Annotated in this window: 13 protein-coding genes; all 13 read left to right on the top strand. The window is 33.5% G+C overall.

Annotated features, from left to right (window positions below; translation table 11 throughout):
- Positions 1–198 precede the first annotated feature (198 nt).
- The 13 genes from dprA to AAA453_RS09930 all read left to right on the top strand — a co-directional run bounded on the left by dprA (position 199) and on the right by AAA453_RS09930 (position 13,958).
- The gene (gene dprA / locus AAA453_RS09990) at positions 199–1,068 is read left to right on the top strand and encodes a DNA-processing protein DprA (RefSeq protein WP_427704757.1); all 870 of its coding nucleotides are present in this window, start codon (positions 199–201) and stop codon (positions 1,066–1,068) included.
- A gap of 209 nt (positions 1,069–1,277) precedes the next feature.
- Positions 1,278–3,347, top strand: a complete 2,070-nt coding sequence (topA, locus tag AAA453_RS09985) for a type I DNA topoisomerase (protein ID WP_285323068.1) — start codon at positions 1,278–1,280, stop codon at positions 3,345–3,347.
- A 165-nt stretch (positions 3,348–3,512) separates the two neighbouring features.
- A complete protein-coding gene (gene trmFO, locus AAA453_RS09980; protein WP_427704754.1) occupies positions 3,513–4,820 on the top strand; it encodes an FADH(2)-oxidizing methylenetetrahydrofolate--tRNA-(uracil(54)-C(5))-methyltransferase TrmFO in 1,308 nt (435 codons plus the stop codon).
- 118 nt (positions 4,821–4,938) lie between these two features.
- Positions 4,939–5,829 (top strand): tyrosine recombinase XerC, encoded by an 891-nt coding sequence (xerC, locus tag AAA453_RS09975; RefSeq protein ID WP_427704751.1) that lies wholly within the window; start codon positions 4,939–4,941, stop codon positions 5,827–5,829.
- Between the two features lie 3 nt (positions 5,830–5,832).
- Positions 5,833–6,375, top strand: a complete 543-nt coding sequence (hslV, locus tag AAA453_RS09970) for an ATP-dependent protease subunit HslV (RefSeq protein ID WP_002507861.1) — start codon at positions 5,833–5,835, stop codon at positions 6,373–6,375.
- 133 nt (positions 6,376–6,508) lie between these two features.
- A complete protein-coding gene (hslU, locus tag AAA453_RS09965) occupies positions 6,509–7,924 on the top strand; it encodes an ATP-dependent protease ATPase subunit HslU (protein WP_285323071.1) in 1,416 nt (471 codons plus the stop codon).
- A 23-nt stretch (positions 7,925–7,947) separates the two neighbouring features.
- Complete coding sequence (codY, locus tag AAA453_RS09960) at positions 7,948–8,721, top strand: GTP-sensing pleiotropic transcriptional regulator CodY (protein WP_002507859.1); 774 nt, start codon at positions 7,948–7,950, stop codon at positions 8,719–8,721.
- Between the two features lie 251 nt (positions 8,722–8,972).
- The gene (gene rpsB, locus AAA453_RS09955; protein WP_069816037.1) at positions 8,973–9,761 is read left to right on the top strand and encodes a 30S ribosomal protein S2; all 789 of its coding nucleotides are present in this window, start codon (positions 8,973–8,975) and stop codon (positions 9,759–9,761) included.
- Between the two features lie 94 nt (positions 9,762–9,855).
- Positions 9,856–10,734 (top strand): translation elongation factor Ts, encoded by an 879-nt coding sequence (tsf, locus tag AAA453_RS09950; protein WP_427704748.1) that lies wholly within the window; start codon positions 9,856–9,858, stop codon positions 10,732–10,734.
- A 132-nt stretch (positions 10,735–10,866) separates the two neighbouring features.
- Positions 10,867–11,589 (top strand): UMP kinase, encoded by a 723-nt coding sequence (gene pyrH / locus AAA453_RS09945; protein ID WP_021338738.1) that lies wholly within the window; start codon positions 10,867–10,869, stop codon positions 11,587–11,589.
- Positions 11,590–11,605: 16 nt separating this feature from the next.
- A complete protein-coding gene (gene frr, locus AAA453_RS09940; protein ID WP_069816033.1) occupies positions 11,606–12,160 on the top strand; it encodes a ribosome recycling factor in 555 nt (184 codons plus the stop codon).
- Between the two features lie 233 nt (positions 12,161–12,393).
- Positions 12,394–13,158, top strand: coding sequence for an isoprenyl transferase (locus AAA453_RS09935; protein ID WP_069816031.1), 765 nt, complete (start codon positions 12,394–12,396; stop codon positions 13,156–13,158).
- A gap of 17 nt (positions 13,159–13,175) precedes the next feature.
- Positions 13,176–13,958, top strand: coding sequence for a phosphatidate cytidylyltransferase (locus AAA453_RS09930; protein WP_069816029.1), 783 nt, complete (start codon positions 13,176–13,178; stop codon positions 13,956–13,958).
- Positions 13,959–14,171 lie beyond the last annotated feature (213 nt).

The raw sequence follows: 14,171 nt of genomic DNA, 5'->3' as shown, positions 1-14,171 counted from the left end.
GGCTAATCTTAGTTAGAAGTAATACGTACATAAACTTTATTTTAGTCTTTACAATATAATGAAATTCTAGTTTGAAATGAATTTAAAATAGAGAATTACTCCTTAAAATCTTGTTACTTTTCACTAGAAAATGATGTAGTTTTGTAATCTAAACTACTGCTGTTTTCCATTATAATTGAGATGAAAAGGAGAATTATAATGAGAGAACACGAATATTTAAAACTACGTTTTTCAGGTTTAACGACACACCAAATACATCAACTGTTAAGGTCTAATCCTAGTTTTTTAGACTATGATCAAGTGGAACAAAAGCATGAACTCAAACAATTTTTAAGTACATTAAAAACAAAGCGAAAAGCAGAAATTTATAAGCAATATCTAAATATAGAAGTTAAAAACATAATAACAATGTTAGAACAATGGAATTTAAAGTACATTTCAATAGAACAGTCTACATATCCCATATTACTTCGTGAAATCTATGAACCGCCACTCATTCTTTTCTATAAAGGAAAGCTATCTTTAATGCAATCTCCTCAAACTCTTGCTATTATAGGGTCAAGGCATGCGACAGAATATAGTCAAAAAGCATTGAACTTTCTTTTTCCCTCATTTAAAAAAGAAAACTTAACCATAATCTCTGGCTTAGCTAAAGGCGCAGATAAAATGGCACACGAACATGCTTTATCGATGAATATGTCTGCAATTGCAGTACTAGGTTTTGGTCATTTACAACATTATCCAAAAGAAACGTTTGAAATTAGAAAACGAATAGAAATCGAAGGACTTGTAGTAAGTGAATACCTTCCTTTTCAAAGACCGCAAAAGCATCATTTTCCTGAGCGTAATAGAATAATAAGTGGACTGTCAAAAGGTGTATTGATTACAGAATCTAAAGCAAATAGTGGCACATGTATTACAACGAATTTTGCCTTAGAACAAAATAGAGAAGTATACATACTACCAGGTTCTATCTTTAATCCGATGACTGAAGGAAATTTATTAAGTGCTCAAGAAGGAGCAAAAATTGTTTTAAAAGCAAGTGATATATTAATAGATTATAATTGAAATTTAATTGAATCTAATGGACATTAAATGGAAGTTTATTAATGAAAGAAAAGGCATTTTATAATTATGAAATTACGATGACATTTATTTTGTTTTTTTAGTCAATATTCTTAGAAATCCAGGTAACTTAAAATTAAAAACATTGACAAAAACAAAATAGACCGTTTATCATTTATCTTTGTAATTAGAAATGCAAGGGGGTAACTACTTTGACAGAAAATTTAGTCATAGTTGAATCGCCTGCAAAAGCTAAAACCATTGAAAAATATTTAGGTAAAAAATATAAAGTTATCGCATCTATGGGGCATGTTAGAGACTTGCCACGTAGCCAAATGGGCGTAGATGATGAAAATGATTTTGAGCCAAAATATATTACGATACGCGGCAAAGGTCCAGTTGTTAAAGAACTTAAAAAACATGCTAAGAAAGCAAAAAAAATATTCTTAGCGAGTGACCCTGACCGTGAAGGTGAGGCAATTGCTTGGCATTTGGCGAACATATTAAATTTAGAAGAATCAGTAGAAAATAGAGTAGTATTTAATGAAATAACAAAAGATGCTGTGAAAGATAGCTTTAAACATCCTAGAGGCATAGAGATGAATCTTGTTGACGCTCAGCAAGCGAGACGTATATTAGACCGTTTAGTTGGTTATAATATATCGCCGGTATTGTGGAAAAAAGTTAAAAAAGGTTTATCAGCTGGACGTGTCCAATCTGTTGCACTTAGATTAGTTATTGATCGCGAAAATGAAATCAGAAACTTTAAACCAGAAGAATATTGGAAAATTGAAGGCGAATTTAGATATAAGAAATCCAAATTCAATGCCAAATTCCTTCATTTAAAAAATAAACCATTTAAGTTAACGAATAAAGATGATGTAGAAAAAATTACAACACAATTAGATGGAGACCAGTTTGAGGTAACGAAAGTAACTAAAAAAGAAAAAACACGTTATCCATCTAATCCATTTACAACATCAACATTACAACAAGAAGCTGCGCGCAAATTGAACTTCAAAGCACGAAAAACAATGATGCTTGCGCAGCAATTGTACGAAGGTATTGATTTGAAACGACAAGGTACAGTCGGTTTAATCACATATATGCGTACAGATTCAACAAGAGTATCTGATCAAGCTAAAGCTGAAGCGAAAAGTTATATTGAAGAAACGTATGGTAATAACTATACGTCAAATCGTAAAGCTAAAGGCCAACAAGGCGATCAAGATGCCCATGAAGCAATCAGACCATCTGGAACATTGCGTACACCAAATGAAATGAAAAATTATTTAACGCGTGATCAACACAGATTATATAAATTAATCTGGGAACGTTTTGTCGCAAGTCAAATGGCACCTGCGATTCTTGATACTGTTGCTATGGATTTAACACAAAATGATTTAAAATTCCGTGCGAATGGACAAACAATTAAGTTTAAAGGTTTCATGACACTATACATTGAAACTACAGACGACGATGAAGGCGGTAAAGAAAATAAATTACCTAATATTGAAGAAGGCGAAATGGTTACAGCAACTAATATCGAACCTTCTCAACATTACACACAACCACCGCCGCGTTATACTGAAGCGCGTTTAGTAAAAACAATGGAAGAATTGAAAATTGGTCGACCATCTACGTATGCACCGACAATAGATACGATACAAAAAAGAAATTATGTAAAAAATGAAAGTAAGCGATTTGTTCCAACTGAACTAGGTGAAATCGTTCATGAACAAGTGAAGGATTATTTCCCTGAAATCATTGATGTCGACTTTACTGTAAACATGGAAACATTATTGGATAAAGTAGCTGATGGCGAAATTCCTTGGAAAAAAGTAATTCGTGATTTTTACAGTAGCTTTAGTCAAGATGTTGAACGTGCAGAAGAAGAAATGGAAAAAATTGAAATTAAAGATGAACCAGCTGGAGAAGATTGCGAACTATGCGGATCTCCGATGGTAATTAAAATGGGACGCTATGGTAAATTCATGGCATGTTCTAACTTCCCAGACTGTCGTAACACGAAAGCCATTATCAAAACGATTGGCGTGACTTGCCCTAAATGTAAAGAGGGCGATGTCGTTGAACGCAAATCTAAAAAGAACCGTATTTTCTTCGGTTGTTCAAAATATCCTGAGTGTGACTTCGTTACATGGGATAAACCTGTAGGTCGTGATTGTCCTAAATGTGAACAATATCTTGTTGAGAAAAAACAAGGACGTAAAAGTCAGGTTATTTGTTCAAACTGTGATTATAAAGAAGAACTGCAAAAATAAACAAACATATCATTTATTAATTATTGCGTAATACAAACTTACATTACGAATATTGTTAATAATTCTATAAGCAACTAACGACACATATTTATAATGTAGACGCATATATTTATAATTATGATATGATGTCGTAGTTGCTATTTTTAATGTATCGGAGGAAATTAAATGACTCAAACTGTCAATGTTATCGGGGCTGGTCTAGCTGGCTCAGAAGCAGCATATCAATTAGCTCAAAGAGGGATTAAAGTTAATTTAATAGAGATGAGGCCAGTGAAGCAAACACCAGCACATCACACTGATCAATTTGCTGAATTAGTTTGTTCAAACTCATTACGTGGCAATGCGTTAACGAATGCAGTTGGTGTACTCAAGGAAGAGATGAGACGTCTTGATTCACTTATTATTAATGCAGCAGACAAAGCAAGAGTACCTGCTGGTGGTGCGTTAGCAGTAGATCGACATGATTTTGCTGGTTACGTTACAGAAACTTTAAAAAATCATCCCAATGTTACAGTGTTAAATGAAGAGATTAATAGCATACCTGAAGGTTATACAATCATTGCTACTGGTCCATTAACAACAGAAAAATTGGCTGCTGAAATTGTTGAAGCTACTGGTGAAGATCAATTGTATTTTTATGATGCCGCAGCTCCAATAATTGAAAAAGAAAGTATAGATATGAATAAAGTATATTTGAAATCTCGTTATGATAAAGGTGAAGCAGCATATCTGAACTGTCCAATGACTGAAGAAGAATTCAATACATTTTATGATGCATTGATGGAAGCAGAAGTTGCACCAGTAAATGAATTCGAGAAAGAAAAATATTTTGAAGGATGCATGCCCTTTGAAGTTATGGCGGAACGTGGGCGTAAAACTTTATTGTTTGGACCTATGAAACCAGTTGGTCTAGAAGATCCTAAGACAGGCGAACGTCCATATGCAGTCGTACAATTGAGACAAGATGATGCGGCTGGTACATTATATAATCTTGTAGGTTTTCAAACACATTTAAAATGGGGAGCACAAAAAGACGTTATACGTTTAATTCCTGGTTTAGAAAATGTAGAAATCGTAAGATATGGTGTGATGCATCGAAATACATTTATTAACTCGCCAGACGTATTGACGGAAAAGTATGAGTTGATAGGTAGAGAAGAAGTTCATTTTGCTGGCCAAATGACTGGCGTTGAAGGTTATGTTGAAAGTGCAGCAAGTGGTTTAGTAGCAGGCATCAACGTAGCGCATAAAATTAAAGGTAAAGGCGGCGTAGTATTTCCAAGAGAAACAATGATTGGAAGTATGGCATATTATATTTCTCATGCTAAAAACGAGAAAAATTTCCAACCAATGAATGCGAATTTTGGTTTACTGCCAACTTTAGAAAATCGTGTTAAAGATAAAAAATTACGTTATGAAAAACTTGCAGATCGCGCGTTATCATATCTAGATAATTATAAGCAAACTTTATAAAATATTCGTTGATATAACCATTTTCTAAAAATTTTGTAAGTTTGACTCAATTTAATAGTTATTTTTCGCAGTCCCCTTCATCAATATGCTACAATTCATATTGATGGAGGGGTTTTTATTGGAAGAAATCCAGCAGGCATATTTATTTATGCTAAAAGTTGAACGACAGTTTTCAGAGCATACTTTAAAGTCATACCACGATGATTTAGAACAGTTTAATGTATTTTTAAGTCAAGAATATTTAGAGTTATCTGCATTCGAATATAAAGATGCAAGAAACTATCTAAGTTATTTATATTCGAAAAACTTGAAAAGAACCTCAGTTTCTCGTAAAATTTCTACGCTGAGAAGTTTTTATGAATATTGGATGACGCAAGATGAAAAAGTTATAAATCCATTTGTTCAATTAGTGCATCCCAAGAAAGAACAATACTTACCACACTTTTTTTATGAAGAAGAAATGGAAGCTTTATTTGATACTGTTGAAAAAGACCCGAAAAAAGGTTTGAGAGATAGAGTGATTTTGGAACTCCTTTATGCAACAGGGATAAGGGTTTCGGAGTTAGTCCATATAAAAGAGCATGATTTAGATATGAATTCACCTGGTGTAAAAGTGTTAGGTAAAGGCGGTAAAGAACGTTTTATTCCATTTGGGGAATTTTGTAAACAAAGTATAGAACGATATTTAGAATTATTTAAACCTAAAAGCAAAAGTGATCATAATTATTTATTAGTAAATATGAACGGTGCGCCTATCACAGAGCGCGGCGTTCGTTATGTGTTAAACGATGTTGTAAAACGTACAGCTGGCGTCACGGATATTCACCCACATAAATTAAGACATACATTTGCAACACACATGCTTAATCAGGGCGCTGATTTACGTACCGTTCAATCATTGCTAGGGCATGTGAATTTATCAACTACAGGTCGCTACACACATGTTACAAATGAACAATTAAGAAAAGTATATTTAAACGCACATCCTCGTGCAAAAAAGGAGAATTAGATTATGAGTACATCTATTCACGCGACAACGATTTTTGCAGTGCAACATAACGGCCATTCAGCAATGGCAGGTGATGGCCAAGTAACACTTGGTGAACAAGTTATTATGAAACAAACAGCACGCAAGGTTAGACGCTTATACAACGATAAAGTTTTAGCAGGATTTGCAGGAAGCGTTGCAGATGCATTTACGTTATTCGAAAAGTTCGAGACTAAACTACAACAATTTGGTGGTAATTTAGAAAGAGCCGCAGTTGAATTAGCTCAGGAATGGAGAGGTGACAAACAACTGCGTCAACTAGAAGCAATGTTAATCGTTATGGATGAGGATTCAATCCTTGTTGTAAGTGGTACAGGAGAAGTGATTGCACCAGATGATGCTTTAATAGCAATTGGTTCAGGTGGTAATTATGCTTTGAGTGCTGGAAGAGCCTTGAAACGTCATGCCACAAACTTAACTGCAGAAGAAATGGCTTATGAAAGTTTAAAAGTTGCATCTGATATTTGTGTGTTTACAAATGATCAAATCGTAGTTGAAAAATTATAAAAGTTAAAACTAAAAAAGCGCAATGAAAAATAAAAATGTATAATTGTAAAAATTTAGGATATAGTAATAATAAATAAATTTAAAAATAATTTTTAGAATAATTGAAATCAAAATTACGGAGGTAATTTATCTTATGGAAACGACTGGCATTAAATTAACACCAAAAGATATCGTTTCAAAATTGAATGAATACATTGTTGGGCAAGATGATGCAAAACGCAAAGTAGCAATTGCATTAAGAAATAGATATAGACGAAGTCTTTTAGCTGATGAAGCTAAACAAGAGATTGCACCCAAAAATATTTTGATGATTGGACCAACAGGTGTAGGTAAGACGGAAATAGCAAGAAGAATGGCTAAAGTTGTAGGTGCACCTTTTATAAAGGTAGAAGCAACTAAATTTACAGAAGTAGGCTATGTCGGTCGAGATGTTGAGAGCATGGTAAGAGATTTAGTTGACGTAGCTATTAGACTAGTTAAAGAACAAAAGAAAGCTTTAGTCGAAGAAGAAGCGAAGCAAAAAGCAAATGAAAAATTAGTAAAACTTTTAGTGCCTAGTATGAAGCAAAAAGCGAATAATGCGAATAACAGTGGGAATAATCCTTTAGAATCATTATTTGGTGGTTCGATGCCAAACTTTGGTCAAAACAATGAAGAAGAAGAGGATACGCCTACAGATGAAATCAAGACAAAGCGTTCTGAAATTAAACAACAATTATTGAATGGTGAATTGGAAGAAGAAAAAGTAAGATTAAAAGTAGAGCAAGACCCAGGCGCTATGGGGATGTTAGGCACAAATCAAAATGAACAAATGCAAGATATGATGAAACAACTCATGCCTAAGAAAAAAGTTGAAAGAGAAGTCCCTGTACAAACAGCACGTAAAATATTAACGGATCAATTTGCCGATGAACTGATTGACCAAGAATCAGCAAATCAACAAGCAATCGAACTTGCCGAGCAAATGGGCATTATATTTATTGATGAAATCGATAAAGTTGCAACTAACAATCAAAATTCAGGTCAAGATGTGTCTCGACAAGGCGTTCAGAGAGATATTTTACCAATACTTGAAGGTAGCATGGTACAAACGAAATATGGTACTGTTAACACTGAACATATGCTATTTATTGGTGCTGGAGCATTCCACGTGGCTAAACCAAGTGATTTAATTCCTGAGTTGCAAGGTCGTTTCCCAATTCGTGTTGAATTAGAAAGTCTTTCAGTAGAAGATTTTGTACGAATCTTGACTGAACCGAAATTATCACTTATCAAACAATATGAAGCGCTACTTCAAACAGAAGAAGTGACAGTCAACTTTACCGATGACGCGATTAAACGTCTGGCAGAAATTGCCTTCCAGGTAAACCAAGATACTGATAACATTGGCGCACGTCGTTTGCATACTATACTTGAAAAGATGCTAGAAGATTTATCATTTGAAGCACCAAGTATGCCCAATGCGGTTGTAGACATTACACCACAATATGTTGATGATAAGTTGAAATCAATTTCAACAAACAAAGATTTAAGTGCATTTATTTTATAATATAAATAAAAAGGAGAAGGAATATGAGCTTATTATCGAAAACTAGAGAATTAAATACACTTTTGCAAAAGCACAAAGGTATTGCCGTTGATTTTAAGGATGTAGCACAAACAATAAGTAGTGTAACAGTAACAAATGTATTTATTGTTTCTAGAAAAGGAAAGATTTTAGGATCAAGTTTAAATGAATTATTGAAAAATGATCGTATTATACAAATGCTTGAAAATAGACACATACCTAAAGAATATACGGATAAACTAATGGATGTTAGAGAGACACAATCTAACATTGATATTGAAAACGTATTATCAGTGTTCCCACCAGAAAACAAAGATTTATTCAAAATCAGCAGAACTACAATTTTCCCGATTTTAGGTGGCGGTGAAAGATTAGGTACTTTAGTCCTTGGACGTGTTCAAGAAGATTTCTCTGAGAATGATTTAGTTCTTGGCGAATATGCTGCTACAGTTATCGGCATGGAAATCTTACGTGAAAAACATAGTGAAGTTGAACAAGAAGCAAGAGACAAAGCTTCTATTAGCATGGCAATTAATTCTTTATCATATTCTGAAAGTGAAGCAATCGAGCATATCTTTGAAGAATTAGGTGGTAAAGAAGGATTACTTATTGCATCAAAAGTTGCTGATAGAGTAGGTATTACACGTTCAGTTATTGTTAATGCTTTGCGTAAACTTGAAAGTGCTGGTGTTATTGAATCGCGTTCTTTAGGAATGAAAGGTACATTTATTAAAGTGAAAAAAGAAAAATTCTTAGATGAGCTAGAAAGAATTAAATAATAAATACGTAAATGAATTTAAAAATATATCATCAAAAAGAGCGTCTAAATCATAAGACTTTTAGATGTTCTTTTAATGTGTGAAATAGTAATGTGAAAGTATTGCTTTATAAATACAAATATGATATATTTATTCACGGCTATGAAGCCAATACGCACATAAAAAGTATAAGTATAAAGGGTGCGATATTTAGTTATCGTGTTTATATGAGCTTTTTGTGGAGGTAATAAACCAATAGGAGGATTTTAATTATGGCAGTAATTTCAATGAAACAATTACTAGAAGCAGGCGTTCACTTTGGTCACCAAACACGTCGTTGGAACCCAAAAATGAAAAGATACATTTTCACTGAAAGAAACGGTATTTACATTATCGATTTACAAAAAACAGTGAAAAAAGTAGAAGAAGCTTATAACTTCATTAAACAAGTATCAGAAGATGGCGGAAAAGTTTTATTCGTTGGTACGAAAAAACAAGCACAAGACTCAGTGAAAGCTGAAGCAGAACGTGCTGGTCAATTCTATGTAAACCAAAGATGGTTAGGTGGAATCTTAACTAACTATAAAACAATTTCTAAACGTATCAAACGCATCTCTGAAATTGAAAAAATGGAAGAAGATGGCTTATTCGAAGTATTACCTAAAAAAGAAGTTGTAGAACTTAAAAAAGAATACGACCGTTTAATCAAATTCTTAGGCGGAATTCGTGATATGAAATCAATGCCTCAAGCATTATTTGTAGTTGATCCTCGTAAAGAGCGCAACGCAATTGCTGAAGCACGCAAATTACACATCCCTATCGTTGGTATTGTGGATACTAACTGTGATCCAGATGAAATTGATTACGTTATCCCAGCAAACGACGATGCTATTCGTGCCGTTAAATTATTAACTGGTAAAATGGCAGATGCGATCTTAGAAGGTCAACAAGGTGTATCTAATGAAGAAGTAGCAGCAGAACAAAATATTGATTTAAATGAATCAAAAGAAGCTACTGAAGCAGGAACAACTGAAGAAAACACTTCTGTTGAATCAAACTAAGAATAATGTAAAATGGGTGATAAGATATTCAAGCTTATCACCCTTTTTTAAAAACAAATATATTAAAATTCATTAAATAATGGAGGAATATGAAATGGCAATTTCAGCTAAACTTGTAAAAGAATTACGTGAAAAAACTGGTGCAGGTATGATGGACTGTAAAAAAGCGTTAACAGAAACTGATGGTGACATCGACAAAGCTGTTGATTACTTACGTGAAAAAGGTATCGCAAAAGCTGCTAAAAAATCTGACCGTATTGCGGCAGAAGGTCTAGTTCATGTTGAAGAAAAAGGCAATGAAGCAGCAATTGTAGAAATTAATGCAGAAACTGACTTCGTAGCTCGTAACGAAGGTTTCCAAGAATTAGTGAAAGAAATTGCTAACCAAGTATTAGAAACAAAAGTTGAAACAGTAGAAGCATTATTAGAAACTACATTAGCTGATGGTAAATCAGTAGACCAACGTGTTAAAGAATCTATCTCAACTATCGGAGAAAAATTAAGTATCCGTCGTTTTGCTATTAGAACAAAATCAGATAACGATGCTTTTGGTTCTTATTTACACATGGGCGGACGTATCGGTGTGTTAACTGTAGTTGAAGGTTCAACTGATGGCCAAGCTGCTAAAGACGTAGCTATGCACATTGCTGCAATCAACCCTAAATATGTTTCATCTGAACAAGTAAGCGAAGATGAAATTAATCACGAAAGAGAAGTTTTAAAACAACAAGCACTAAACGAAGGCAAACCAGAGAAAATTGTAGAAAAAATGGTTGAAGGTCGTTTACGTAAATATTTACAAGAAATTTGTGCAGTTGACCAAAACTTTGTAAAAGATCCTGATCAAACAGTTGAAGCTTTCTTGAAATCAAAAGGTGGAAAACTTGTTGACTTCATACGTTATGAAGTAGGCGAAGGCATGGAAAAACGTGAAGAAAACTTTGCTGACGAAGTAAAAGGACAAATGAAATAATTTTTCATAGTTAAAACAAGAAAGAAGACACCTTTGTGCTCCGTATGAAAGATTTACTTTTGTATTGGAAGACCTATTGTGTCTTCTTTACTTGTATCAATTACATATTTTTACAATAGAGAGGATAAGACAATGGCTCAAACTTCTAAATACGATCGTGTTGTTTTAAAATTAAGTGGCGAAGCACTAGCAGGTAACGATGGATTTGGAATTAATCCAATTACGATTAAAAGTGTGGCTGAACAAGTTGCCGAAGTTGCAAAGATGGACTGCGAAATTGCAGTTATCGTTGGCGGAGGCAATATTTGGAGAGGTAAAACGGGTAGTGACTTAGGCATGGATCGTGGTACTGCTGATTACATGGGTATGTTAGCTACGGTAATGAATGCTTTAGCGTTACAAGATAGCCTTGAACAATTAGAATGCGATACACGCGTTTTAACTTCAATTGAAATGAAACAAGTTGCAGAACCATACATTCGTCGTCGTGCAATTAGACACTTAGAGAAAAAACGTGTAGTTATTTTTGCAGCGGGAATTGGTAATCCATACTTCTCAACTGATACTACAGCAGCTTTACGTGCGGCTGAAGTCGAAGCCGATGTTATCTTAATGGGTAAAAATAATGTTGATGGCGTTTACTCTGCTGATCCAAAAGTAGACCCTAATGCTATTAAGTATGAACATCTTACTCATATTCAAATGTTACAAGATGGTTTACAAGTAATGGATTCAACAGCATCTTCATTCTGTATGGATAACAACATTCCGTTGAATGTGTTCTCAATTACTGAAGAAGGTAATATTAAACGTGCAGTAATGGGTGAAAAAATAGGAACAATAATAACAAAATAATTAGAGGTGTATGACAATGAGCGACATTATTAATGATACGAAATCAAAAATGCAAAAATCTGTTGATAATCTTTCAAGAGAATTAGCTAATATTAGTGCCGGAAGAGCCAATTCCAATTTATTAAATGGCGTAAATGTTGATTACTACGGTGCTCCAACACCAGTTCAACAACTTGCTAGTATCAATGTGCCAGAAGCACGTTTATTAGTAATTGCACCATATGATAAATCATCTGTTGGTAATATTGAAAAAGCAATCAATGCTGCTAACTTAGGTGTGAATCCTTCAAGTGATGGAGAAGTTATACGTATTGTTATTCCGGCATTAACTGAAGAACGCCGTAAAGAGCTTGTAAAAGATGTTAAGAAAATTGGCGAAGATGCGAAAGTAGCAGTTAGAAATGTTCGTCGTGATTCAAATGATGTACTTAAAAAACAAGAGAAAAATGGCGATATCACTGAAGATGATTTAAGATCACAAACAGATGATGTACAAAAATTAACTGACAACTCAATTAAAGAAATTGATAAATTATTAGAAGAAAAAGAAAAAGATATAATGTCAGTATAAACATGGTAATGATGATTATACTTCTATTCACTCATTAAGGTATATAATTACTTATAGTTAGAGCTTGAAGCAGAGGTATATCATATATTTATCTGAACTGTATCAAATCAGACTTTGGTACAGTTTTTTTATTTGTTTATTCAATGCACCTATCTATTATGATAAAATGGTAGTTAATTGCATCTAGAATCTAATTATAATAAACAGAGATGATCAAGCTCGGAGGAAATACCATGTTTAAAAAGTTAAAAAAGAAGAAAGAAAATCAGTATAAGCAATCCGATATAGATTTGGAAGTACATAATATACCCGAACATGTTGCTATAATTATGGATGGTAATGGTCGTTGGGCTAAACAAAGAAAATTGCCTAGAATAAAAGGCCACTACCAAGGTATGCAAACTGTTAAAAAAATCACTAAAGCAGCTAGTGATTTAGGAATTAAATATTTAACATTGTATACTTTCTCTACAGAAAATTGGACAAGACCTAAAAATGAAGTGAATTACATTATGAACTTGCCAGTTAACTTTTTAAGAACATTTCTACCAGAGTTGATAGAAAATAATGTTAAAGTAGAGACGATTGGTTTTATTGAGCATTTACCAACATCTACACTTAAAGCGATAGATAAAGCAAAAGAAGAAACAAAGCATAATACGGGCTTAAAATTGGTCTTTGCTATAAATTATGGCGGACGAGCCGAAATTGTTCACAGTGTGAAATCAATTTACGACAAATTGACCGCTGAAGGTTTAACAAGCGAAGCAATCACTGAAGAAATGATTAATGATCATTTAATGACTCATTGCTACCCTGACCCGGATCTTTTGATTAGAACATCAGGAGAGCAACGTATTAGTAATTTCCTAATCTGGCAAGTATCTTACAGTGAATTTTTATTCAATGAAAAATTATGGCCAGATTTTGATAAAGAAGAATTAATAAACTGTATTAAAATTTATCAATCTCGTCAAAGGCGTTTTGGGGGATTATAAGTAGTTAGGAGAATAGTATGAAAGTTAGAACTTTGACGGCAATCATAGCGCTTATCATTTTCCTCCCGGTCTTACTGAAGGGCGGAGTTATATTAATGCTGTTTTCGTATTTGTTAGCGTTCATAGCATTAAAAGAATTGCTTAATATGAATATGATTAAGTTTTTATCGGTGCCAGGTATCATAAGTGCGCTAGGAATTTTAATTATTATGTTACCTCAAGGTGCCGGTAACTGGGTTAATGATTTACAATTAAAGTCATTAATAGCAATGAGTTTTATTTTATTAAGTTATACAGTGCTTTCTAAAAATAGATTTAGTTTTATGGACGCTGCATTTTGTTTAATGACGATTGCGTATGTTGGTATTGGGTTTATGTATCTTTATGAAACAAGGTCTGAAGGCTTACACTACATACTATTTGCATTTCTAATCGTATGGTCAACAGATACAGGGGCATATATTTTTGGTCGCTTAATGGGCAAACATAAATTATGGCCTGTGATTAGTCCTAATAAAACAATAGAAGGTTTTGTTGGCGGATTGATTTGTAGTTTAATTATTCCACTTGTTATGATTATGTTTGTAGACTTTAATATTGCAACGTGGATACTATTAATTGTTACGATTGTTTTAAGTATGTTTGGACAACTTGGTGACCTTGTTGAGTCAGGTTTCAAACGTCATTTTGGTGTGAAAGACTCTGGTCGTATTTTGCCTGGCCATGGTGGTATTTTAGATCGCTTTGACAGTTTTATGTTTGTATTGCCACTATTAAACATCTTGTTAATACAAGCTTAACTATCGATTCAAAGTGATACTATACAATTATATAAACAAAAATAAGGAGTTAATGAAATAAAATAACTGAGTGCTTCAATACAGTTATTTTATTTCTTAACTCCTTTTCACAAGCAAAAATACTTTGTGTAATTACGACTGCAAAATGATAAGTATAATGTAAGTGAATGACTTGAAGACATATTAAAGTTACGTGTGTCACTCAGCATTGTT

The organism is Staphylococcus parequorum, from assembly GCF_039237145.1.
Lineage (GTDB): Bacteria > Bacillota > Bacilli > Staphylococcales > Staphylococcaceae > Staphylococcus > Staphylococcus equorum_A.
Note: the sequence above shows the minus strand (reverse complement) of the source record. Positions and strands in the feature narration are given on the sequence as shown.

Bases quoted from the DNA above. Each gene is read 5' to 3' on its own strand.
- dprA (WP_427704757.1), top strand. From the start codon at position 199: ATGAGAGAACACGAATATTTAAAACTACGTTTTTCAGGTTTAACGACA.
- trmFO (WP_427704754.1), top strand. From the start codon at position 3,513: ATGACTCAAACTGTCAATGTTATCGGGGCTGGTCTAGCTGGCTCAGAA.
- hslV (WP_002507861.1), top strand. From the start codon at position 5,833: ATGAGTACATCTATTCACGCGACAACGATTTTTGCAGTGCAACATAAC.
- hslU (WP_285323071.1), top strand. From the start codon at position 6,509: ATGGAAACGACTGGCATTAAATTAACACCAAAAGATATCGTTTCAAAA.
- codY (WP_002507859.1), top strand. From the start codon at position 7,948: ATGAGCTTATTATCGAAAACTAGAGAATTAAATACACTTTTGCAAAAG.
- rpsB (WP_069816037.1), top strand. From the start codon at position 8,973: ATGGCAGTAATTTCAATGAAACAATTACTAGAAGCAGGCGTTCACTTT.
- tsf (WP_427704748.1), top strand. From the start codon at position 9,856: ATGGCAATTTCAGCTAAACTTGTAAAAGAATTACGTGAAAAAACTGGT.
- pyrH (WP_021338738.1), top strand. From the start codon at position 10,867: ATGGCTCAAACTTCTAAATACGATCGTGTTGTTTTAAAATTAAGTGGC.
- frr (WP_069816033.1), top strand. From the start codon at position 11,606: ATGAGCGACATTATTAATGATACGAAATCAAAAATGCAAAAATCTGTT.
- AAA453_RS09935 (WP_069816031.1), top strand. From the start codon at position 12,394: ATGTTTAAAAAGTTAAAAAAGAAGAAAGAAAATCAGTATAAGCAATCC.
- AAA453_RS09930 (WP_069816029.1), top strand. From the start codon at position 13,176: ATGAAAGTTAGAACTTTGACGGCAATCATAGCGCTTATCATTTTCCTC.